General features: G+C 42.1%; 19 protein-coding genes and 1 riboswitch. Of the genes, 7 read left to right on the forward strand and 12 right to left on the reverse strand.

From position 1 onward, the window contains the following. Positions 1-1,226 precede the first annotated feature (1,226 nt). Positions 1,227-2,891 (reverse strand): alpha-keto acid decarboxylase family protein, encoded by a 1,665-nt coding sequence (locus CVN76_RS11095; protein ID WP_100531283.1) that lies wholly within the window; start codon positions 2,889-2,891, stop codon positions 1,227-1,229. A gap of 260 nt (positions 2,892-3,151) precedes the next feature. Here CVN76_RS11095 and CVN76_RS11100 point away from each other — a divergent pair, with 260 nt between their 5' ends. Next, positions 3,152-4,546: a sigma-54 interaction domain-containing protein gene (locus tag CVN76_RS11100; protein WP_442857565.1), complete on the forward strand. Its 1,395-nt coding sequence runs from the start codon at positions 3,152-3,154 to the stop codon at positions 4,544-4,546. A gap of 222 nt (positions 4,547-4,768) precedes the next feature. Here the strand turns inward: CVN76_RS11100 and CVN76_RS31425 are convergent, their stop codons facing one another. The 3 genes from CVN76_RS31425 to CVN76_RS11115 are packed head-to-tail and all read right to left on the reverse strand — an operon-like array spanning position 4,769 to position 6,109. Continuing rightward, positions 4,769-4,969, reverse strand: a complete 201-nt coding sequence (locus CVN76_RS31425) for a hypothetical protein (protein ID WP_198512539.1) — start codon at positions 4,967-4,969, stop codon at positions 4,769-4,771. Positions 4,970-4,973: 4 nt separating this feature from the next. After that, positions 4,974-5,381 (reverse strand): hypothetical protein, encoded by a 408-nt coding sequence (locus CVN76_RS32365; RefSeq protein ID WP_442857566.1) that lies wholly within the window; start codon positions 5,379-5,381, stop codon positions 4,974-4,976. After that, the gene (locus tag CVN76_RS11115) at positions 5,357-6,109 is read right to left on the reverse strand and encodes a DUF4127 family protein (RefSeq protein ID WP_157805643.1); all 753 of its coding nucleotides are present in this window, start codon (positions 6,107-6,109) and stop codon (positions 5,357-5,359) included. Before CVN76_RS11115 ends, CVN76_RS32365 begins: the two co-directional genes overlap by 25 nt. A gap of 95 nt (positions 6,110-6,204) precedes the next feature. Between CVN76_RS11115 and CVN76_RS11120 the strand changes: the two genes are divergently transcribed. Further along, on the forward strand, positions 6,205-6,750 hold the full coding sequence (locus CVN76_RS11120) for an NADPH-dependent FMN reductase (protein ID WP_061143285.1): 546 nt from the start codon (positions 6,205-6,207) through the stop codon (positions 6,748-6,750). Between the two features lie 265 nt (positions 6,751-7,015). Here CVN76_RS11120 and CVN76_RS11125 read toward each other — a convergent pair whose 3' ends face one another. From CVN76_RS11125 to CVN76_RS11175, 8 genes are all read right to left on the reverse strand, one after another. Beyond that, a complete protein-coding gene (locus CVN76_RS11125) occupies positions 7,016-7,804 on the reverse strand; it encodes a hypothetical protein (RefSeq protein WP_100531287.1) in 789 nt (262 codons plus the stop codon). Between the two features lie 391 nt (positions 7,805-8,195). After that, entirely contained in the window at positions 8,196-8,981 is a 786-nt protein-coding gene (locus CVN76_RS11135; RefSeq protein ID WP_100531289.1) for an SDR family oxidoreductase, read from the reverse strand. A 15-nt stretch (positions 8,982-8,996) separates the two neighbouring features. Then, a complete protein-coding gene (locus CVN76_RS11140; protein ID WP_100531290.1) occupies positions 8,997-9,851 on the reverse strand; it encodes a RhaT/GlcU family sugar-proton symporter in 855 nt (284 codons plus the stop codon). Positions 9,852-10,261: 410 nt separating this feature from the next. After that, positions 10,262-10,837: a hypothetical protein gene (locus CVN76_RS11150; RefSeq protein WP_100531292.1), complete on the reverse strand. Its 576-nt coding sequence runs from the start codon at positions 10,835-10,837 to the stop codon at positions 10,262-10,264. Between the two features lie 25 nt (positions 10,838-10,862). After that, positions 10,863-12,815, reverse strand: a complete 1,953-nt coding sequence (locus tag CVN76_RS11155) for a primary-amine oxidase (RefSeq protein WP_100531293.1) — start codon at positions 12,813-12,815, stop codon at positions 10,863-10,865. Positions 12,816-13,024: 209 nt separating this feature from the next. Beyond that, positions 13,025-14,497, reverse strand: a complete 1,473-nt coding sequence (locus CVN76_RS11160; RefSeq protein WP_100531294.1) for an aldehyde dehydrogenase family protein — start codon at positions 14,495-14,497, stop codon at positions 13,025-13,027. A 208-nt stretch (positions 14,498-14,705) separates the two neighbouring features. After that, entirely contained in the window at positions 14,706-15,527 is an 822-nt protein-coding gene (locus CVN76_RS11165) for a helix-turn-helix domain-containing protein (protein WP_100531295.1), read from the reverse strand. Between the two features lie 717 nt (positions 15,528-16,244). Then, positions 16,245-18,071 (reverse strand): APC family permease, encoded by a 1,827-nt coding sequence (locus tag CVN76_RS11175; protein ID WP_100531297.1) that lies wholly within the window; start codon positions 18,069-18,071, stop codon positions 16,245-16,247. A gap of 138 nt (positions 18,072-18,209) precedes the next feature. Then, positions 18,210-18,353: riboswitch (cyclic di-AMP (ydaO/yuaA leader) on the reverse strand. Between the two features lie 157 nt (positions 18,354-18,510). Here CVN76_RS11175 and CVN76_RS30975 point away from each other — a divergent pair. The 5 genes from CVN76_RS30975 to CVN76_RS11190 all read left to right on the forward strand — a co-directional run bounded on the left by CVN76_RS30975 (position 18,511) and on the right by CVN76_RS11190 (position 23,005). After that, on the forward strand, positions 18,511-18,651 hold the full coding sequence (locus CVN76_RS30975) for a hypothetical protein (protein WP_157805644.1): 141 nt from the start codon (positions 18,511-18,513) through the stop codon (positions 18,649-18,651). Positions 18,652-19,091: 440 nt separating this feature from the next. Further along, on the forward strand, positions 19,092-19,262 hold the full coding sequence (locus CVN76_RS31430; RefSeq protein ID WP_198512540.1) for a hypothetical protein: 171 nt from the start codon (positions 19,092-19,094) through the stop codon (positions 19,260-19,262). 283 nt (positions 19,263-19,545) lie between these two features. Beyond that, positions 19,546-20,889 carry an amino acid permease gene (locus CVN76_RS11180; RefSeq protein WP_100531298.1) on the forward strand — a complete coding sequence of 448 codons (1,344 nt, stop codon included), beginning with the start codon at positions 19,546-19,548 and terminating at the stop codon, positions 20,887-20,889. Between the two features lie 196 nt (positions 20,890-21,085). After that, positions 21,086-21,763, forward strand: a complete 678-nt coding sequence (locus CVN76_RS11185; RefSeq protein ID WP_100531318.1) for a FadR/GntR family transcriptional regulator — start codon at positions 21,086-21,088, stop codon at positions 21,761-21,763. A gap of 15 nt (positions 21,764-21,778) precedes the next feature. Continuing rightward, on the forward strand, positions 21,779-23,005 hold the full coding sequence (locus CVN76_RS11190) for a CynX/NimT family MFS transporter (protein WP_100531299.1): 1,227 nt from the start codon (positions 21,779-21,781) through the stop codon (positions 23,003-23,005). Positions 23,006-23,092: the final 87 nt, after the last annotated feature.

The raw sequence follows: 23,092 nt of genomic DNA on the forward strand, positions 1-23,092 counted from the left end.
CTTCTATATTCGGGGAGATTGACGGCTCGTTTATCGAATATTGATACAGGAGGCTACCATTCCCTTTGATTAAAAAGGCATACCAGCCTTGTGCCTTAGTTTTAGCCGGCTTTTTAGCCCCATTATTTATAACGGAAGTGGCTGGGCTTACATCCATTCGTGGATTAAGAGGCTATATAAGGGGAAATGATTACTATCGGGGATGACTGAAATGGACCATCTTAGCTGTAGGTAAATGGCACGATTGATTAATGCCGATTTTTTTCCGAAAGGATGATCCGATTGAGGCAATAAACCGCCTATATTTCTCAATACCATTTTAATAGGTTTAATCCAATATTTTTTATAAAAACCATATTTCTTGTACCCTTTTTCATTTCTATTGATGTTTTAAACTCCGTTCTCCAAATGAATTTTACCCCATATATCATATAAGCACAGAAAAGGGCAGGGGCCATACCGTATTAGCTTCAAGATTCTATTAATATAAGTTAATAGAATCTGATATTTTACTCCTTTTGCTGTAAATGTTTAACGCCTTGCACGCTCATTAACCTTAGCGGTACCACGATTACATAGACTGCTTCAAACCCAAATTTGTGGATAATCGCAGCAAGATTAATCACACCAGAAAAAACTATTTTATAAGACCAATACTTACTTTTCCTCATACCTCACGCAATAAACTTTGCATTTCCATAATCACATAATTGAGTTGGCTCCTGCTACAGGCACCTTCCATGCTTGATGATTCCTTTCGTTGGGCTATTTCACCCATTTTTCCGATGATAGACCATCGTTTGTTGTAATAATCAGCTTTCTTTAAATCATTTATTATCATCTGCCTGTAATGGTAGGCAAACGCCAAAAGAGTAGTTATATCTGTTTGCCAATTCCTGCATGATAGTTTTATAATACTGTTATTTTCAGAATTCGCGGTTCCAATTTTGAAATGACATTGACCAAAAATGATATGATCCTCTGATTACTTCTACTTCTTAACTTGCCATTCTTGTTTATGATTCGTCCGTGCAGAGTTCACTGACACAATTACATCATCTATCCAACAAAAAAGGCCTTCATCAGAAGGCCTTTTTTATTGATTTCATAATTCCGCACCCTTTCCGTGAATGGCTGCCAAGCCTCCCGCCGCAATAATCTAGCGGGGTTCCGCAGTTTCTTGAATAATGCAGAAAAAATCATCATCAGGGGGGGATGGTATTACTTTAGTTCTCTTGCTTTTCTAGGTACTGGTTCATTTTTTGCATATACTCTGGTCCATCCATGGGATCTTTCACGATCAGTTCGATCAAGCACAGTTTTTCACCGTTCAAATCCTGAGCATTTGAGATGGCATCATCCAGTTCCCTGTTCGTCTCGACCCTAGCAGTGAAGGCTTCCTGGCCAAATGCTTCAGGCAATTTTGTATAATTCCAGGCTGGTATCTCATTGTATTTCTGTTTTTCGATATCAACCTTGACGTTCAAGAATTTTTCGATCGTATAGCCGTCATTGTTGAGGATGAAAATGATAGGTTTACAGCCATTTTCCAGCATCGAACTTATTTCCTGTGCAGTAAGCTGTATCGAGCCGTCACCGGTAAACAAAAGAACACGGCGGTTTTTGTTGGCAATACAAGCGCCGAAAGCGGCAGGTGTGGCATACCCGATGCTTTGCCACCCTCCTTGCGCTATATAGGTCACACCTTTTGGCAGCCTAACCTGTGACATGCCATAAGAGAATGTTCCCGTTTCCGTGACCACAATGTCATCTTCCTTTAACATTTGCTGAATCCGGGGATAATAAGAAGCCGCATTCAGTGGTGCGGATGAGTCACCAGCCATTGTGTCATAGGGAAACGCCATGGTTGCAACGGATTCCTCCATTTTGAAGCCGATGTCCTTGAGTGCATGCAGGATATCCTCCGCCTTGACGTTCATATAACTGGCTGCCCCCACTTTCAAGGAATCAGGTTGGATTTCGACCATTTTCAGCGGATCAAGCTTTGCTGTCTCTTTTGAGGTGTTCGTGTCAGACCAAACAGGACCAACGGCAATGATACAATCCGCTTCTTCAACGGTCTTCGTCACTTCCTGACTGCCGAACGCCCCGCCGTAAACGCCGATATACTGAGGATGGCTCTCTTCGAAACCGCTTTTCCCCTGCATTAGCGAAGCGACCGGTACATTCAACCGTTCAGCAAGCTCCTGCACAGATTCTCCAAGGTTATACCGCAGTGTTTTCATATCGACAAGCAGTGCAGCTTTCTTTACCGGCTCTAGCATTTTTTGTATCTGCTCGACCGCTGCCTGCAGCGCGACCTGGTTCGTTTTGGCCTCGTTTTCCAATGGCTCACTGTGAGAAAGCAACGGTTTTGTAACAAGATCGATAGCCACTACCATATAAACGGGCTTTTTCTTTGACTTCGCGATCCTGATGGCTGTCGGTATCTCCCTAGCAGCGTTCTCGGGTGTAAGAACCACTGTATAGCCCGTGATATGCTCATATACTTTTCGAAAAACATCAAAATCTCCATCCATTAACGTATGATGGGCAATCGCCTTCTCTTTTTGCATCATGGACTTTGGCGACCCCACGATATGAATGAGCGGCACATTCTCACTGTAGGCACCCGCCACTGCATTACATGCGCTCATTTCCCCAACACCAAAGGTGGTGATCAATGCCGAAATGCCCTTCACCCTGGCATAGGCGTCCGCTGCGTATCCAGCATTGAGTTCATTTCTTCCATTAATGAATTCAATCCCCTCATATTCCTCCAGGGTATCTAGCAGTGAGAAATTATAGTCTCCGGGCACACCAAAAATTTCCGTAATTCCTTCTCCTTTTAAACAATCGTATAAATACTGTCCCAAGGTTCTGTTTTCCATCAAATCAACACTCCTCCGAATTATTCATCTCTACTATATTTATACCCAAACATTAGTAGGTTAACCGTATAAGTGTCCAGGTAATGAAGACAAGCCTTGCTACTCTATTACTCTCTGGAAACTTGTAAGCAAACCTTACGGGGCAGAGACTATAGTAGGAAATGATTCATTTCCAAATCAAAATAACTGAAAATTCTTGATTTACCTCGCTTTTTTAATTTATATTTGAATTAATGGAAAGAAGGATTAGGAGGAACATGATGAATGATCATAACGTAAAAAGAATTTTGGAAAGCATCATCAGCACTTCCAATAACAATATCACCGTGACAGATGAAAAGGGATTCATTTTATTTACAAATCCAAACCATTGGTGGATCTATGGAATTGAACCCGACCATTATCTTGGGAAATCCGTTTATCAGCTTGAAACGGAGGGGATCCTCTCACCTTCAATTTCCGCAATGGTCTTGAAAGAAAAAACGCCTGTCCAAATCATGCAGCATACAAAAACGGGAAAAATCGTCATGTCGACAGCTTACCCCATCTTTGATGATGATGGTGAACTGATTCGAGTCGTCAGTTATACCCAAGATCAAACGGAAATCAGGAAGCTCCAGGATCAATACGGCCAATTGGAGAAAAAGGTCCAAGAATATCAAACCGAGGTAGAAGAGCTTAGGGAACAGGAAGAACTGATTTACCGAAGCAAAGAGATGCGGCAAATCGCCAAAACGATCCTGCGTGTTTCCAAAACGGATGCCACTGTCATGCTACTTGGCGAATCGGGGGTGGGAAAGAGCGTTTTTGCCCGAAGGCTCCATGATCAAAGTTATCGCAGGAAAGAGCCCTTCATCGAAGTCAATTGCAGTACCATACCAGAAAGCCTCTTTGAATCGGAAATGTTTGGGTATGAAGCAGGGTCCTTCACAGGGGCGCAAAAGCACGGGAAGGAAGGCTTGATTGAACAAGCTGATAACGGAACGCTTTTTTTGGATGAAATTGGCGAGCTGCCTCTGGATATGCAAGTGAAATTATTAAATGTCCTGCAAGAGAAGACGTTTAAAAGAGTCGGCGGAAAAAAAGAGCATAAGATTGATTTCAGGCTTGTAACGGCAACCAATCAAAATCTTGAGGAAATGGTCGAAAAGGGTGCTTTCAGGCTCGATTTGTATTACCGCTTAAATGTGATTCCCGTCCAAATACCGCCTTTACGAGAAAGAAAAGAAGATATTGCCATCCTAATCAATCATAATCTCGAGATCATCAACAAGAAATACAACACGAATAAGAAATTGCATCCTTCCACATATGAAATCCTGATTCACCATAAATGGTCCGGGAACGTGCGAGAATTGGAAAACCTTATTGAACGGCTCATTTTGACCTCGGAAGACTCCATCATTTTCCCAGGCTTCCTCCCCACCCAATTGCATGGACAAGATTCTTTTGGGAATCAAGATGATACCTTGATGCTCGATCAAATGCTGGTGGACGACAGTGACCTTAAGACTGCTCTTGAACAAGTGGAAAAGTGGATGTTGATGAAAGCGAGCAAACAATGTAAATCCACATATGAAATGGCAAAATCCTTAGGCATCAGTCAGCCGTCGGTCGTAAGGAAAATGAAGAAATATAAAGGTCAAGTGACGTGATACGAACAAACCTTGTACATATTATTATGGGACTTTCATAAGAACTTCCCTTTCCTTTCGCCTGTCTGTCACAATATGTTGCCTTTTTTCTTCCACGTTGCTGCCATAAAAATCGGGTAAGCCCGCGCAGCCCAGCCTCACAGGGAAAAGAGCTACCCCTTATCTGTCATTAGGATAACTCCGGTAATTACAGGATGTGAACCCCAACTTGGATCTTCCGGCTTATGCTTGATTCAAGTTGAGTTTCTCATCGATTGAATTTCTTTGACAAAGCGCTCGGTAAACCCCGACTGGATGCGCTTTAAAGCCTATCGGCGGTGTTGATATTCCCTTCGGGGATGACTGGTAGATGAAAATCTCCACGGCATTAACACGAATCCCAACGGCCCCGCCTCTTTTTGCGGCATCTGCCATTCGTTTCATATTATCAGATCCACATAATGGTTACCCTTCTATAGCCTGACAAGATACAACTAACCCTTTTTTGATTGTTGTTAACATGTCCCTCCCCCTCTCCTATTAATTTGTAAGACCATTCCACATTCAAACATTCGATTCCAAGGTGCGAATGTGGTGATTTTTCAAGTTTGATTCCTTTAAAACTATGTAAAATCATTTCATGGTAACGCCTTATTAATCGATCACCTCTCTCTCTACTTACAACTCCCGCTTCATTGTTCAGATTAAAGTACGTTAGATTATAATTGGGGAGAAAATCGGCTACCATGTCCATTCGAACTTCCGTTTGATAAAAATAGTCATCTAGTAAATGATACATGATATTTTCCTCGATGATGTCCGCCTTACCATTTAGAGCGACAACACCTTGACAAATGGTTGAACCAAGTGTGTTACAATTCGTATTCCATCCTTTCCTTTATAGGACAACAATTTATCCAGTACTCGTTCTTCATCCAAAAGTGTGATTAACTCCCGATCTCCCCCGTTCGCATAGGCAGCATCGGCAACCACCACTTTTTTTCCGGATTCTATAAACGTTCTGATAGAATCAACAAAGGTTAACATATTTCGAAAACTTGTGTATGTAATATCTTTTTTATGTTGATTCCACGCCTCTTGCATAATACGGCCTGGAGTATTATAAGCAAGTATTAAATCCGCATCATCAGCGCTCGTTACTAATTGACAGCCTGCCGCTAGTACATGTGACTTTAAACTTTCAGCGTAAGGGCGAGCCTCATACATGGGAATTAACTGGGGCCAAACCGGATAAATCTTTGGCCTTTTCTCCATCCATTCATTATATACACGCGCCAATAAAGTCGCTCCCACCTCGTCCGCTCCAGGATACATATGCACTTGCTTATACAAGCGTAATTGTTCTATCTTCTCAGCAACCTTTTGTTGGTCCATTGCCGTGTATCCATATTCTGCGCTATCATCTTGAGGAATTGATAAGAATGTAATTACACCTTCCTTGACAAGCTCTAACATACTCGTGTTTATCATGGAATTGAATGCTCGTCTAGATTCATAGTCTTGTATGTATGACTTGGGCAACAAGGATACAATCTCTTGTAGCTGTTTCTGTTCTTCAAGCATCATTTTTCCCTTTCATTATAAATCCAATTATAATGAGTAAGTGGAACATATTAACATGGTTATCCATGACAAATTAACACTTGGAGGTAATGAAGATGAAAGTTGTCGCAATAGTGGGAAGCATTCGTAAAGAGTCTTATAACCTAAAGCTTGCCAAATATATTCAAACCAGGTATCAAGATCGGTTCGATCTTGAAATCTTAAACATTCGTGATTTGCCGTTCTATGATCAAGATATTGAAAACGATCCTCCTGCCGTCGTGAAAGAATTCAAAGGCAAAGTGGCCGATGCAGATGCAGTTCTTTGGGTGACACCTGAATACAATGGAACGATTCCTGGCGTATTGGGCAATGCCATCGACTGGTTATCACGTGTGGATAAAGTCTTGATTGGCAAACCATCATGGATCATGGGCGCGTCAATGGGGCAGCTCGGAACGGTTAAAGCCCAACTGCATCTACGTGATATCTTATTCGCACTAGGCATCTCCTCACCACTCCTACCAGGGAATGAAGTATATGTGGGAGCCGTTCATGATAAAATCGACAGTGACGGAAGCCTTACACACGAATCGACTGTCCAGTTCATCGATACGGTCGTAGATAACTTCATAGACTGGTATAATCATCATACTCGCTGAGGATTTTTAATTAAGACTTAGGAAAAACACCCAAACTACCGGTCCCCTATATATTGGGGACCGGTAGTTTGCCTTTGCCTGAATGTGCACTGACTATACAAATTTGTACTACTCTAGAATTGGGCTCTAGGTAAGCATGAAATACATGCTGTAAAATTAGCCATAAAAATACCCCGTAAAATAAGTTTGATGTAAAACATTTACGGGGCAGTTCAATTTTCTACTGAACCACTTAAACTTGCGAATGTGTTTCTACTTTGGTAACTTATTGCACGGTTGTTGTAACCGAACCATGAGTATAATTGCCAGATTCACTAATATCTTTGGCTAAAACTGTTACAATATCTCCTTTATTTAAATTTGGAACTTGTACTGAATATACATCCGGGGAAAATTTATTTGTTTGGACATAAGTAACCTTCTTTCCATTTACATATATTTCATAAATCCAGGCATTCTCCATTGTTTCACCTTCAATAGTGACGTTTTTTCCAGCATTAAGGTTATTAACCGTTACTTTATCTTCCGGTCTACCCATATCACTTACACTAAATTCTTTTCCTTTAGTTACTAGACCGAACGAATCCTTTGTATCCACCCGCAAAATATCGCCTGGTTTTAATGCCTCGCCTGGATAATTGAAACTTGCTCGATTACCCCAAACTCTATAAAAGAAATAATAAACAGAACCTGAACCTTCATATTTGTTATTACGGTAAAAGTTGAGAGTTAAATCATCAGCTGGATGTTCGACTTTTATTGTATTTTCACCTGCATATGCTTCTAGAATAGTAATTTTACTATGGATAGAAGAACTGGATTCAGGAGTGGGGGTTGAGTCTGGATTACTTGGCAGATGCCCAATTGCACTCCCGCCATTGTTTTCAACTACTTCTTCCTGTTTTGGTTTCTCTTTCGGTTTTACTTCTGAAGTGGGATTTGAATCTGGATAAACTGGCAATTCGCCTAGAGCACTCCTTGCATCTGCAGTGCTGTAGGAAAACCCCGATACTAACAAAGTCACTACTGGTAAAGCTACGAATATTTTTTTCATTTTTATTTCCTCCTTATTTGTATTCAATATTTAGTCTATATGGAAATCATTAACATGATATTAATAAAAGATTAATAAACTTGAAATTTAATATTATCTTTATTTAACATGTAAAAAATTCCGGAAAACTGCTCCTTTGAGCGGAAGAGTGAAAGGATCCGATAGCCATGGCTTTTTCCTTTTTGAAACACGCTGTGATGATGCCTGCTTCTTTTGCTAAGTTCTAAGGAAGGAAACACATATACAATTTCTTCTCCACGCATTCGCTTTCTTATGCTTAGGTTTCGTACACATACCTATTGGCGCTTTCCAGAATAGTGAAATATAAAAAGGTTCCAGAATGGGTATCATTCCGAAACCAGCTGTTGATTATTTGCTGTTGGAGCTTCTTTTATCCTCTTCCAGCTTGGAACGAAGGATATTTTGTCATCCCGCCATCGGCGAATAAGGTGATGCCTGTTACATAACTGGATTCGGAGGAAGCCAGCCACACAGCAACCGCGGCAATTTCCTCAGGCTTTCCGATATACCCCATTGGAATCATGCTTTCGAGGTCCTTTTTCTTTTCGGGATCTTCCAGTTTGTCTGCATTTATAGGGGTGGCAATGGCACCGGGTCCTATGCTGTTAACCCGAATTCCTTTTGGCGCATATTCAAGGGCCAAGGTTTCCGTAAGCAATTTTACGCCTCCCTTGCTTGCTGCATAGTGAACGAATAAAGGCCATGGAATCATCTCATGTACACTGGACATGTTTATCACATTACCCTTTATATCGTTCTCGACATAATATTTAATTGCTTCACGGCAGCCGAGGAAGTTGCCAGTCAAATTGGTATTTATTACCCTATTCCAATCGCTTAACGGCATCTCATGAGATGGAACGGGATTTTCTATTCCTGCATTATTGATGAATACATCAAGTTTTCCAAACTTTTTCTCTGCCGATTGAACGAGGTTAATCACATCTTCCTCGACGGTGACATCGCCTTTCACTGCTATCGCTTCCCCGCCGTCTGCTTTTATTTCTTCCAATACACTATCCGCTTCCTCCGGTTTCGAGCGATAATTAACCACGACCTTTGCCTTTTCCTGCGCAAAGCGAATGGCCATCGCTTTCCCCAATCCTGTTGATGAGCCTGTTATCACAACGACCTTGCCTTCTAAATCTTTATACATTCCATCATCCTCCAATTAACTTTTTGCCAGTCCGAGCATGACCCCTGCTATGATGATCAATATTATTCCGATAACGATTCCAATTAGTTGGTGTTTCGTTTTTTTCTCGCGTAATATGAAGATTCCGCCGAGTGTCGAGATGACAATGCCCATTTGTGACAGCGAAAAACTTGTAGCGACTCCCACTCGAGGCTGGGAAATGAATAAAAACATGTTTCCAGCAGCCCATATCAATCCGGGAATGATATTTCGAATGGCATATTTGTTAAACGGTTTATGTTTAAACGTCAATAATAGTCCACCTATCACCATCCCTATCGCTTGAGGGAATAGTGCTGACCAGCCATCAACATCAAAGAGCCGGGCCACGACCACATAAACCAAGTAACCTAAGGTGGAGATGAGGAGAATCATGATTCCTTTTTTCAAGTTTCCCGATTTCCCCTCTTTTGATTCTTTATCTTCCAATGAAGTCAGGACAATTCCTATAATGATGAAAACTAGTGCCAAAACGCCTAAAATGACCGCCTTCATCGTCGACCACTCATGGAAAACGATGACCCCGAATAACGTGGTCGAAATGAGCTGCAGCCCAGTTGATATCGGCATCGTTTTGGAAACGCCCATTAAATCGATGCTCTTTAGCTGATTGGCTTGTCCAACCGCCCAAAACAGACCAGACACGACGCCGACGCCAAATACCAAAAGGGAAAGCTTGATATCGGCAAAAATATAAACGCCGATTGAGAATATCAAGGCCCCGATCGTTGTTCCCAGTGTCTGACTGTAAGGTCCGCCTCCCAGCTTCACATTAAATAAAACGATGCTTCCCCAGAACACTGCCGGCAAGAGCGCTAATACTATATCCATCTTCAACCCCCATATATGTATGTCCAAACTAAAGCAGGAAAATTTCACTTAGCCTTTTTCTTAATATGTTCTCACTCCGTGAATTGAGCCTTGGTAATTTTTAGTTTGGTCATTTGACACGCGGGTGTCAGAAGAATCATGGACGTTTTACGAACTGATTCCGGGGATTTGAAAATAACTGCTTCAATAATAAGGAAAGGCTGCTTTCGGATACTTCGTTGCCATCCACCAAATAATGCGGAGTGGTTGGTTTCCCCGCCAATGCTTGCTCTATCCAGCGGGCGGACAAATGAGCCGCCAATCAACCTTAAATCGTTTGTTCCGTTTTAAAAACAACATTCCTTCCGAAAACAGGCTTAATAAAAAAGGTTTCGGAAGGAATCCCATCCGAAACCATGATTACATGACTATCAGCCATGCTGATGATTGTGCATATCCATTTTCGGATCACCGCCATCTTTGAAGTAATCACTTTCCCAGGCAGCCGTCGTGCCGATAATGATGACGGAGCACAACAGCGTCAAAAAGAAAGGAGCGAGTTCCCTCATTCTTTGGGGAGGCGTTTCTTTGAAAACTTGTCTTTTTAGCTGATATGTTACAAAAAATATACTGACAAGGTATATGAGATCCATTGAAAGAAGCATGAAAATCCGTGAATCAAGTGGCAGCATGACCCCAAGCATGGCACCCATCATCGCACCCATCAGAGTTGTGGATATGGACTCCATGACCGCCAATGAACCGAATGGGCTTCCAATGATGAAGGCAGCCACCGAACACAGTACGATGGATAAAACGGTTAACACCGCAAGCCTGCCGGGCAGCAGGAATGATAGGATTAAGCTTAAAGTTAAGCTTGTGGTCATGCTTATCATCATGACCATGCATTTACCAAGGCTGGCACCAACATGGTTTTTATAGTCATGAGCCTTTTTAAAAAAGTAAAAGGTATAGGCCCAGACTATCGTAAAACTGATCAGCAGCATTTGATTCACTTCCCCTTTAATCGTATTAATGACAGGAAGAGTCACCATCCATATGGCAAGCCGAACTCATTGGTTTGGATGGAGGCACGTCAAGAGCCGGATTCCGATTGAAAAAGCCTGTTGGCTTCAGCATGAAGTTAATATAAGCAGTCGGCATGACTGGCCAATCTTCAGGTCTGGTTATATGATGGTGCCCCATGTTATACCAGATCACCACGTCTTCCTTTTCAATCGAACGATCGGCTTTGACCCAGTCTTCAAGTCCTTCTCCCCCTGCATGCTGATTGGGGTACCTTCCAGAGGCGAATTGTTCCTCGGAATTGAATGGCGTTACCCAAAAATGATGTTTTAAAAACCCAGCCCGCTTCAATAGTGGCGAGTCATCATGGGCGAATGGAAAACAATTTTCCCCTGCAAATAATTTATACCCCACCGGTTCTCCGAAAAGATTCGTTTTGGATGGATTGACCACCTTCCAGAAACGCGCAGTGCTCAAGTCGAGATCCCGAACTGCTTCCGATTCATTTTTAAGCAATGTCGAAACTGGGTAGAATCCATTTCCATATGGGTTGTCCACTCCCTTCTCCATTCTTTTCGTATTCACCTCATATACTGAATTTTGGCTTCCATCCACCATCATATCCAGTCGCATATTAAAAAAATGCTGATGATGTGCCGCAAATAATTGGGGTGCCACCAGATTGCCATGTGGATATTTCTGTCCAGCTTCTATGGCTTGTGTATGCAATATGCCCGTCAATTTCACTTCAAACTGTATCGACCCATCTTGAAAGAAATACCAATAGAAGCCATATTCATAATTACCTACTGTCGAGATGCTTGATAACACCAATCTTCTTGAACGCCGTACTTCAACATGGCCTGTCCTCCAATCCGTATGCTTCCAACCAATCCCGAAGTCTTCTTCATGCAGGCAAATGGCATTCTTGATTTGCACCACATCCCCGGCACTATCCACTAGGTCGGCGTCAAAGTACTTGATTTCACCTAAACAGTCACAGCCGAGCTCTAATGAATTGGCCAACATCCCGATGCCGTATTCCCCTGCATCGAAAGCATTGTTCCTATTCACAGGTTCTGTTGGGTCACCATAAGGAACAACCATTTCCGATAAAGACGCCCTATATAGGATTGGCCGTTGCACCCCATCATCATTGTAACTGACCGTATGAAGTACAAGACCTTCACGGGAGTTGAAGCCGAAGCGGATCTTCCATTTCTGCCAATCGATTACATGGCCCTTTGTCGTAAAACTCGGCCCATTCACCTGAATGATCTCTAAAGGTTGTACATCCTCTCTCAATTTGCCCACTTGATCTGGTGTATAATTCCCATCAAGTGGCGGAAAGGGGATGACTCCTTTATCGACGATCTTGATGACTTCCATCTTATTTAAGTCTACAAGCACATACAGCCCTGAAATGGGGCGTGCATACCCATTATCGTATAATGATGTGCGGTAGTAGCATAAAGCCCTGACGATTCGTACATCCACTTCACCCTCCAAGCCAAAATTCCCCGCAGACCAAGGATCGACCATTATATTATCCATATTCGTAAGCCCTCTTTTCGCAAAGGCCTTTATCATCTCTGGGTGGCTTTTGACGACCTCTTGGCACTCCATGAATTCATCAGCCATTATCGATGGCTGAACTCCTGGAATCAGTTTCCATGACTTTATCCTATCCTCCGTCAAAGAGACTACGGCCTCATACGTCCTTCCCTCTTTATTATGGAGAATGATGCAAAATGCTTCTCTGTTGATTTGCCTGTCATCTTGATAACCCAAAACAATCGATTTTGCCGGTTCCAATAGACTGATGTTAGCAAAGCGGTATTGATCATCCAACCCTTTATCCCGCTTTAAAATTTGCACTGTCGATTTAAGTTCTTCTGCCGTTAATGGATCTAACGGATGATCGACCATCGCTATCTTTGTGCTAGATGCTTTTTCCATCGTAACCTCTCCTTATGGATAATATATCGTTCAAGCGGTTCTCGAGAAATTGCTGACTTCATCAATTCCTTTTACTTGCCTGGCTCATTCTGTTTGTTGATTGACCTCAGCTCGTTTTCAACCGTAAATTTATTTGTACAAGGATATCGACCGTTCATAATTCTTCATCCAGGAAACAAGGTGACATATGGCATTGCCTTCATCGACCATCAGACTCCATACCAATTCAGGCCCTTTTCATTCAAATCGATCCACACATTCTTCGTTTCCGTATACATATCCATCGCTTGGATCCCCAGTTCCCTTCCAAAGCCGCTTTGTTTCCTGCCGCCAAAGGGAGCGGCGCTATCCAGCATGCTAAATGTGTTAACATACACCGTCCCGGCTTTTAGCCCCCTTACCATCCGGTGGGCCCGTTTTAAATCATTGGTCCATACACCCGATGCAAGGCCATACAAGGAGTCATTAGCCTTGATTAAAGCATCCTCTTCATCCTTAAACTTGATCACCGACAAAACCGGACCAAATATCTCTTCACGGGCAATCGACATCTCATTGGTGACATTCTCAAAAACGGTGGGCGTGAAGAAATAGCCATTACCTGCATCTAGGTTTCTTTCACCGCCAATGACTAGATTAGCTCCCTGTTCCAGGCCTTCCGCTACGTATTGCTCAATTTTGTTCAGTTGCTGCAAGGAAACTTGCGGACCCATTTGGGTCGTTCCGTCTAATGGATTCCCCACACGTATCGACTGAGCTTTCTTCACGAATGATTCCATGAATCGGTCATATATGCTTTCTTGAATAAAAAGTCTGGTGCCCGATGCACAAACTTGACCTTGAGCAAAGAAGATTCCAAACATGGAACCATTCACTGCATTCTCGATGGAGGCATCGTCAAACACGATATTGGGTGATCTACCTCCTAATTCAAGACTAATTGGTTTTAAATTCTTACTTGCCGCTTGCATGATCAGCCTGCCCGTATTGGTAGAACCTGTAAAAGCGATTTTGTCGACGTCCGGATGTGAGCTGAGGGCATCACCAGCTATCTTCCCATATCCTGGGACGACATTGATGACTCCGTCAGGAATACCGGCTTCCTGAAAGACTTTCACCATTTCCAGTATACTCACCGGAGTTTGCTCTGCTGGCTTGATGACGATCGTATTCCCTGCTGCTAAAGCAGGAGCAAGCTTCCACATGGTCAACATTAGCGGAAAGTTCCAAGGTACTATCGCCCCAATGACGCCGATGGGTTCCTTCAAAGTATAGTTGAACCGGTCATGAGGAGAAGCAAGGGTGCTGCCCTGTACTTTGTTGGTTAATCCCGCATAAAACTCCAGAACATCTATCATCGCTGGCATTGCAATAAACTTCGTTTCATTGATTGGCAAGCCATTGTCTTGCGATTCAACTTCAGCAAGCCTATCTGCTTTCTCCCACAGCGCCTGGGCCACTTTATTTAGTAATCTTCCTCTATCTCCCGGGGCCATTTTAGCCCACGGTCCTGCTTCAAATGCTTTTCGTGCAGATTTCACGGCTAAATCGACATCTTCTTTACCAGCTTCGGCAACGATGGCATTTACCTCGGCAGTTGCAGGATTCAGTGATTCAAATGTCTTTCCTGATAACGAATCAACCCATTTCCCATCAATGAACAGTTGATAGTTTTTCCCCATCATCCGCTTCCCCTTTCGTAAATTGAATATGTAAGGCACAAAATCATATCTACATTAAACAATAAGGGCACGGGCGCTTTTTATATTGTAAAAAACGGAACATTCAGAATATTATTGCTGCACACTGATGATTCAAACCGACAAAATAGACCCTCGCCACCACGAACGGGATCTTGTCATTGATATCACGATATATCTCATGGCCCAATTAGGATGGACTGATACCTTCCTTGAAACGGAATTTATTGGGAGTACGATAACCAAATCTTTTAAATTCATTGATCAAATGTGATTGATCATAGTACCCACTTTCATTAATTACATCCCATACAGAATGGTTCGGTTTGTTGAGAAACAGATGCAGGGAATTTTGGAACCTGACGATTTGACTGAATAACTTAGGTGGCATTCCTACATGAACATCGAATTGCTTTCGCAAATATCTCGACGAGTATCCGGTCTCAACAGCCAATTGGTTCATTGATATATTACCTTTTGATAAATAAATCTTATTCAAGGAATAATCGATCATTGCCGGCAATTCATTACTAGAAAATATCTCCTTCCCCATTTCTTCTGTGAAGAGCTTAATCCTTCCACGAAAATCCCTTTCATTAATTATCCTTTCCATAATGGAAGGATCGATCTTTATCATATCGGCTAATGGAATTTGACGATCAATCATTTCCTTCATGGAATACCTAAACTGCCGGGTTTCCTGTTTAGGCAAAAACCTGACACCGAAATAGTCACAATTAGCCTGGAAGTTGATCGTTTTGTACTTGAGGACGGTCCCGCATACATGTGCGCAGGGATTTATGGGATTGCAGCAAAATAGGATATCGATGCATCCATCCGGAACGACGGACATTGGATGATTTAAATCGCGATTAATTTTGAATTGATAGAATAATGTAGTGGAATGGATTGAATTCCTTTGTTTATATTCTATATAATATTCCGTAAGTGTCTCGAATTCCGGTTGGAAAGGAAAATAATCAAGGTTTTTGAAACTCTGAATAATGTTCATTTTTTCCTCACTCCCCTTTTATATAGTCTTAACCGCCGAAGACTTCTTCAGATGCACCCGGCTATGCAAGCATCATGAGCTTACTCATGGACCCACCGGGTGAAGATAGCTTAATGGAATCTATTGCAGCACCCTCACTTCACTATCCGCTTATGTCATTCACATTTGCTCACGGATGCATTGTTTTTAAGATTTCGACACGCACGAACAATTTCCTTTTATTAGAAAAACTTTATGAAAGAGAACCTTTACATCGAACAACACCTAACATTTTCCCAAAGCAGAATTTGACTGGACCAAACATATAAATAAGGAAAAACATACCTAAACTAGGTATAGTGATGATATGAATTTATCATTCCACGTTGACATTGGATCGGGAAAGCATGACCAATCAAATTCTCCAGATAAGGATCATCTTCAGGGCAAGGAAATTCATTGGAGATTCCTTCTTCGTGTTCACACAGAGCGAAGTTCAACGGAAGCGCGAGATCCCTGCAGTGAATTGAAACGCATAAAGTACAAACCACCCAAAGCTGTGGAAATAGGTTTTCTGAATAACTATAAATTGAGGGTAGTGCAAGGGTACGTTCATCGTACATATCAAATCAAAATAGGAATAACAAAAAAAACTGCAGACAAACCCAAATTTTCATCGAGTTTGCCTACAGTAAGAAGCAACCCTGAGTGGGTTGCTTCTATATGATGATATGACAATTATTTCTTCAAATGATACGGAACCGTCGTAACCACTACATTCCTTCTATAAAGTAAGTAGGCACGAATCAGTAAACTAGATTGGTTATGGAGAATATTGTGCCAACCCTTCTTCGGAATGAATTGGGGGATGATCACTGTTACTTGATAATTGGATTCTCTAGCCTTATGCTCAACAGTATCCACAAATTTAGTCAATGGCTGAATGATGCTCCGGTAGTAGGAATGTAGCGTGACGAGCCTGATATCCGGCTGCCATTTCTTCCATTTTTCTTCGAATTTCTTTTCATCTTCCCTTTCGAAGGAGATGTATACGGCAATGATTTGATCTGCAGAAAGGGACTTGGCATAATTCAATGAATTTTCAACTACATGTGTGATGCCGGCAACAGGAACGATGATAACATTTCCTTGGATGGGTAGAGTCGGCTCACAGGTAGTGATGCGCAATTGATCGCCCACCGCATCATAATGTCTCCTTATGCGATGAAACATGAAAATGATGATTGGCAGGAAGATCAATACAGGCCAAACATGAACGAATTTAGTTAAAAAGAAAATGATCGTGACAATAAAGCTAATCATCGCGCCAATAGAATTTATCGTTAACTTCACGATCCAGCCTTTAGGCTTTTCTCTGATCCATTTAACCATCATGCCCGTCTGCGACAAGGTGAATGGAATGAAAACACCTACTGCATAAAGGGGAATGAGATTCTCGGTATGCCCTCCAAAAGCGACGATCAGGATAATCGATGCAAGGCCAAGGATGATGATTCCATTGGAATAACCTAAGCGGTCTCCCCTTATCGTAAACATCCTTGGAATGAACTTATCCTTAGCTAAATTGACCGCTAGCAACGGGAAAGCGGAATACCCGGTATTGGCAGCAAGAATCAGGATCAATGCCGTCGTGCCTTGTATAAAGAAATACATGAAATTCCGTCCAAATATTTCTTCGGCGATTTGGGATACCACCGTTACTTCTGCGCTTGGAACAATGCTTAAATAATAGGCCAGAAATACAATCCCCGTAAATAAGACAGCTAGTAACGAGCCCATCGCTATTAAAGTTTTGGCTGCATTATTCGGTGCTGGATCTTTAAAGTTAGGGATCGCATTGGAAATCGCTTCGACGCCTGTCAAGGCGGAGCTGCCTGATGCAAATGCCCTCAGCAGGATGAATAAACTGATGCCCGCGACTGGGGTTCCGATCGAAGCATGCAATTCGGGTGAGACATCGCCCGTCAAGATTTTGTACAGTCCCACCCCAATCAGGATGAATAATGCTAAAACGAATAGATAGACAGGATAGGCCAATACCGAAGCCGACTCTGTCACCCCTCTTAAGTTAAGGATGGTAAGCAAGATCACAAAAATGATGGCAATGACGACATTATAAGCATGCAAGCTGGGAAAAGCGGACGTGATGGCATCCGTGCCTGCAGAAACGCTCACGGCCACTGTCAATATATAATCCACCAATAATGAACCACCAGCAATCAACCCTGGATTTATGCCAAGATTGTTTTTTGAAACGACATAGGCACCCCCGCCATGAGGGTAAGCGAAAATGATTTGCCTATAGGACAAGATAAGCGCCGTTAACAGGATCAAGACCCCGATGGCGATTGGAATGGAATACCAAAAAGCCGCAGCACCGACCGTAATCAGAACGATCAATATTTGTTCCGGGCCATATGCAACGGAAGACAGCGCATCAGAAGATAATATGGCCAATGCTTTTGTTTTGTTAAGCTTTTGATCACCAAGTGCATTTGACTTTAAGGGTCTCCCTATCAAGAACCTCTTTATTGATGATAACATCAAGAATTCACCCGCCAAGTTTAAGTAATAAGTTTAGGTTACCCTGCTAAAGCAAAAAACCAGAAAAAAAATAAAAATGCCTGCAAGTCATAACTAAATAGACCTGCAGACATCATTTTTTTGTCTAACAAGCTCCACCTTCCTTCTCATATAACGCTTACGAGGTTAGCTGTCGGATTCGGACCTAAGAGTAGCCCTACCTTGGAAGGATTCACCCCTTGGATTATACAATAATCCCAATAACGGGTCCCCCGCACCAAATGGTTTAAGCGATTTAGAAATATGAAACTGTTGATTATCATACTCCCGTGAACTGGAAAAGTAAATGAAAATTTTTCATGTAAAAAGAATAATTTTTTTCAACTAAGGTTATGTTGATAATCTATGATTCCTACGTGATCCAACCCCAGCAAATACAGAAAGGATGACCGTGATTGTTATGCCCAAAAATACGATGAAGCCGATCATATCGGATGAATTCTTAGATGAAGTGGTTAAAGAAATCAATGAACAATTTGGAGGACCGCTAAATGAAAATAAGCATCGACTCCAACATTTGGACGATGAAGAAAGAAGTTGAATTTCCCCTGTCCTTCTGGATGTTTCGTACATATCCATAGTCCTATAAGATAACTCCGGTTAACTCAACCGGAGATTTTTTGGCTGGCCTGCCTTTCTTTGACGACTCGTCCAAACCGTTTTAGCTTATCCTCATAGAATGATAAAGTAGTCATCATCAAACCGAGCAAGGATGATACTACGCGATCCTAAGCCTTGTTTAAGGTAAGCATGTTTTTTCCACTTCATGGGCATATAGTTGCGTTAGCCTTAGATGACAAGCCAGCGTATCCATATTCCCCCCGCCAATTTCCCACCAGGTCCATACCGTAGTCCACTTTTTCACAACTTGCGTCCATTGGGCTTAATGTTTCGGTTCATGAAAGCAATGGGAAAAGTTCATTCACTTCTTGACGTCCTTACTTTTATGGTCATCTTAATTTCAAAAGGAGGGATGAAAAAATGTATATGCATCATTCACCCAGAATGGGTATCATTCACACAGAAATGCCATATCTAGGGATGGCTGCGCAAGTATACTCCGGATTTTTAGAATTTCAAAAGGATGTTGAGACTGTGCGAGAAACTGAAAACAGACAGTCGCTTTCCGCTCCTATAGATAAGTTTGAATGATCTCATGGCATTAACTGCCGCATCATTCTTCATAGATACGATCTGAACCGACCTATTAAAGGCCGGTTTTTATTATTCAGCGTACACACGCGTCCCACCAAAAGATGTTTTATTACAGATAAGAATTCCACATAATAAAGTTGCCGGAGTGGAATTTTTTTCACCACTGGATAAATTGACTTTTTTACGAATCATGATATATTAATATAGTTCTTTAGCACTTAAAAGCGTTCAATTAAAAAAGATTGGTTTGTATACATAACAATGGAAGGGCCTGAATCAAATGGAAAAGACGCATCAAGATTTAAAAAAGGGTTTATTGCCAAGGCATGTCCAGTTTATGGCCTTGGCTGGAATGATCGGAACAGGCATCTTCAAGGGAAGTTCCGATACATTGAATATGGCCGGCCCAAGTGTCGTGATCGCCTATTTAATAGGAGGACTGCTATTATTCATCGTAATGGCAGCTTTAGGGGAGATGGCAACCGCATTTCCTAATTTGAACGTACAGCATCTCATTAATAAAGCATTTGGCTTTCAATTGTCCTTCATTGTAGGCTGGCTCTATTGGTTCAATTGGATCATCGTGATCATTGTGGAAATAGTCGCAGCCGGAAGTTTTCTACAATATTGGTTCCCTGATGTCCCCTTGTGGCTGACAAGTATTCTTTGCGCGTCAGTAGTAATCGGGATCAATTTGTTTCAGGTTAAGTACTATGGAGAACTCGAGTTCTGGTTTGCAGGTATTAAAATAATAACGTTAATTGCTTTCATCATTTTGGGGGCTTTGATTTTGCTTGGCATTTTTCCTAGCTCGGCTTCATTTTCTAATTACACAGAACATGGAGGCTTTTTCCCAAAAGGATTTGGCGGGATATTAGGGGCACTTTTAGTGGTGATGTTTTCGTATGGCGGGGCGGAATTAATCGGTATAGCCGTTACGGAAACAAAAGATAGCCAGCGCGTCATACCAAAAATCATCAAAGGAACCGTATTGCGGGTAATGCTATTTTACATCTTGCCAATACTTATCATTTGTGGAGTCATTCCGTGGAATCAGGTAAGCAATGAAGTAAGCCCTTTCGTTCAGGTTTTCAAGATATCCGGGCTTCCAGGAGCAGCTGATATAATGAATTTCGTTCTTTTGACAGCAGTCTTATCGGCGGCCAATTCCGGCATCTATGCTACCTCACGGACATTATTCAGTCTTTCCCAGAACGGAGAAGCACCTAAGGTTTTCAAGCGAACGACCCAAAAGGGCATCCCCCTCAATGGGATACTATTAACAACAATTTGTATATTAGCTGGTGTTTTTTTATCCTATTTGTATCCAGATCTGATATTAAGCTACCTTATGGCCATTCCGGGATTCACCGTTTTATTATTATGGATCAGTATTTGTTCCGCGCAGTTGAAACTTCGTAAGCATTACACTATTAAACAAGGTTTCCGGGTTAAATGGCACCCCTATACAACGATAATTGCCATTTCTGCTTTAAGCGCTATCTTTTTGGCCTTTATCTTTAATAAAGAAAATATCATCGGTTCCATTGTATGCCTTGTAACACTATCTATTTTTATCCTACTTTCTTTCATCATCAAACAAAAGAAAACAGATATAAAATAGGATGTTCCGTTTCGAATATGAATGGAAAAGAAGCCCTGAATTTCCTTCAGGGCTTCTTTATTTTATCCACTTATCCCCCAAAATTGAAATTCCCGAAGATTTTATCCTGATAATCCTGCCTTTTTATTATATTTTCACCATACATATGTTAAAATATCCAATGAACCAATCATCCTACAAATTTGAGGTGTATTTGTTGTCCATATCCAAAACAAATCGTTTATCACTTGTCGAGCAGGTCGTTTCCCAAATCGAGACTTTAATCGAATCCGGAGAATGGGGGATTGGAAGTCAGATTCCGCCTGAAATGGATTTGATCCAACAATTCGATGTAAGCAGAAATACATTAAGAGAAGCGATACGATCTCTTGTTTATGCAGGACTTTTAGTTACGCAACAAGGAAAAGGAACATTCGTCAAATCATCAAGTGCCTTGGGCATCGCGTTTCAAAGAAGGATCCAACGATCAAGTTTATTTGAAACGTTAGAGGTGCGTCATGCCCTTGAAAGACAGGGAGCCCAATTGGCTGCCACTAGACGGGATCAAGAAGATATCGAAAAATTACGGCTTCACATAAAAGCCTGCAAAAAAGCGGCAGAAGCAAAGGACCTAAGGGCATATGAGGAAGCGGATATATTGTTGCATAAAACGATCATGGCTTCCTCACATAATGGCTTATTGATTGACTTGTACGAACATATGGAGGATTCCTTGCATGATTCGATCCATCAAATCGCTGGGATGAGCCCTGATGCGAATTTACACTTAAGCATCCATTGCAAGCTAGTTGAAGCCATCATCGACCAGGATGTGGAGCGGGCAATCGAATCGGTGAATGGATACATTGCACATTTCAAAAAATTCATAGACTAAGTACGGAGGAATATTATGGCCATGCAACAAGCGGTAAATCAGCTAGAACAAAACAAACAGAATAGTAATACCAGACTTGGACTGCTCATCATCGGAATTATCCTACTCGGAGCCAATCTAAGGGCTCCCCTTACATCAGTCGGTCCCCTTGTAACATCGATTCGCGATGCATTGGGCATCACCAATGCACTTTCTGGTTTCTTAACGACATTGCCTTTGCTCTCTTTCGCTTTATTATCGCCATTTGCACCTAGGATAGCCCGGCGTTTCGGGATGGAGCTCACCTTATTTGCATCTTTGATATTATTAACGGTCGGAATTGCAATACGCTCACTTGGCGGTGTCCCGACATTGTTCATTGGAACGATTTTAATCGGGCTTGCCATCGCAATCGGCAATGTTTTGTTACCGAGCCTGATCAAGCATAACTTTGCAAGAAATATCGGTTTGATGACCGGAGTTTATGCAGTTTCCATGAATTTATGCGGGGCCATGGCATCCGGCATCAGTACCCCCATTGCATCTTCATCGAGCATGGGTTGGGCTGGTGCCCTCGGATGCTGGGGCATCCTATCGCTCATAACCATTTTCTTCTGGATGCCGCAATTAAGACGGCCATTCAGAAGGGAAAGAAACGTACAAACCGTTAAAAAACAAAAAAATACGAATCTGTGGCGTTCAGGGTTAGCATGGCAAATTACGTTTTTCATGGGCTTACAATCCTTCATCTTCTATACAGTCATAACCTGGATGCCTGAAATCCTCGAGCAAAAAGGGCTTAACGCCGATGAAGCCGGCTGGATGCTATCCATCATGCAGCTTGCCGTCATTCCCATCACCTTCATTGTGCCGATTTTAGCCGGGCGTCTACAGAGCCAGCGCAAATTGGTTGTTCCGCCTGCCGTCTTCCTTGTTGCGGGGATTTTCGGCATCCTATATGGAAGCGAGCTATTGATCCCGGTATGCATGATGCTGATTGGGATTGGAGTCGGAACAATCTTCAGCTTATCGATGATGTTTTTTAGTCTGCGCACACGAAGTACCCATGAAGCGACGGAATTGTCAGGTATGGCCCAATCATTCGGGTACCTCCTAGCTGCCGTTGGACCAGTGTTATTCGGCTGGCTGCATGACATGACACATAGCTGGACCATTCCATTATTAATGCTAGTGGTCATATCTGCCCTAATTTTCATCGTTGGAATGCGTGCAGGGAAAAATGAATATGTAACAGCTCATTAACTACATGAAAAAATGATCCCAGTATAATATTGGGATCATTTTCTTTAGTTAGGTATTCACTGTGGCAAGATGTTTTCAACCAAAACT

It is taken from the genome of Bacillus sp. mrc49, from assembly GCF_002803435.1.

What these genes read in the sequence shown, in the direction of transcription:
- CVN76_RS11095 (WP_100531283.1), bottom strand. Translation starts at nt 2,891, where the DNA reads ATGGAAAACAGAACCTTGGGACAGTATTTATACGATTGTTTAAAAGGA.
- CVN76_RS11100 (WP_442857565.1), top strand. Translation starts at nt 3,152, where the DNA reads ATGAATGATCATAACGTAAAAAGAATTTTGGAAAGCATCATCAGCACT.
- CVN76_RS31425 (WP_198512539.1), bottom strand. Translation starts at nt 4,969, where the DNA reads ATGAAACGAATGGCAGATGCCGCAAAAAGAGGCGGGGCCGTTGGGATT.
- CVN76_RS11115 (WP_157805643.1), bottom strand. Translation starts at nt 6,109, where the DNA reads ATGCTTGAAGAACAGAAACAGCTACAAGAGATTGTATCCTTGTTGCCC.
- CVN76_RS11120 (WP_061143285.1), top strand. Translation starts at nt 6,205, where the DNA reads ATGAAAGTTGTCGCAATAGTGGGAAGCATTCGTAAAGAGTCTTATAAC.
- CVN76_RS11125 (WP_100531287.1), bottom strand. Translation starts at nt 7,804, where the DNA reads ATGAAAAAAATATTCGTAGCTTTACCAGTAGTGACTTTGTTAGTATCG.
- CVN76_RS11135 (WP_100531289.1), bottom strand. Translation starts at nt 8,981, where the DNA reads ATGTATAAAGATTTAGAAGGCAAGGTCGTTGTGATAACAGGCTCATCA.
- CVN76_RS11140 (WP_100531290.1), bottom strand. Translation starts at nt 9,851, where the DNA reads ATGGATATAGTATTAGCGCTCTTGCCGGCAGTGTTCTGGGGAAGCATC.
- CVN76_RS11150 (WP_100531292.1), bottom strand. Translation starts at nt 10,837, where the DNA reads ATGCTGCTGATCAGTTTTACGATAGTCTGGGCCTATACCTTTTACTTT.
- CVN76_RS11155 (WP_100531293.1), bottom strand. Translation starts at nt 12,815, where the DNA reads ATGGAAAAAGCATCTAGCACAAAGATAGCGATGGTCGATCATCCGTTA.
- CVN76_RS11160 (WP_100531294.1), bottom strand. Translation starts at nt 14,497, where the DNA reads ATGGGGAAAAACTATCAACTGTTCATTGATGGGAAATGGGTTGATTCG.
- CVN76_RS11165 (WP_100531295.1), bottom strand. Translation starts at nt 15,527, where the DNA reads ATGAACATTATTCAGAGTTTCAAAAACCTTGATTATTTTCCTTTCCAA.
- CVN76_RS11175 (WP_100531297.1), bottom strand. Translation starts at nt 18,071, where the DNA reads ATGTTATCATCAATAAAGAGGTTCTTGATAGGGAGACCCTTAAAGTCA.
- CVN76_RS30975 (WP_157805644.1), top strand. Translation starts at nt 18,511, where the DNA reads ATGCCCAAAAATACGATGAAGCCGATCATATCGGATGAATTCTTAGAT.
- CVN76_RS31430 (WP_198512540.1), top strand. Translation starts at nt 19,092, where the DNA reads ATGTATATGCATCATTCACCCAGAATGGGTATCATTCACACAGAAATG.
- CVN76_RS11180 (WP_100531298.1), top strand. Translation starts at nt 19,546, where the DNA reads ATGGAAAAGACGCATCAAGATTTAAAAAAGGGTTTATTGCCAAGGCAT.
- CVN76_RS11190 (WP_100531299.1), top strand. Translation starts at nt 21,779, where the DNA reads ATGGCCATGCAACAAGCGGTAAATCAGCTAGAACAAAACAAACAGAAT.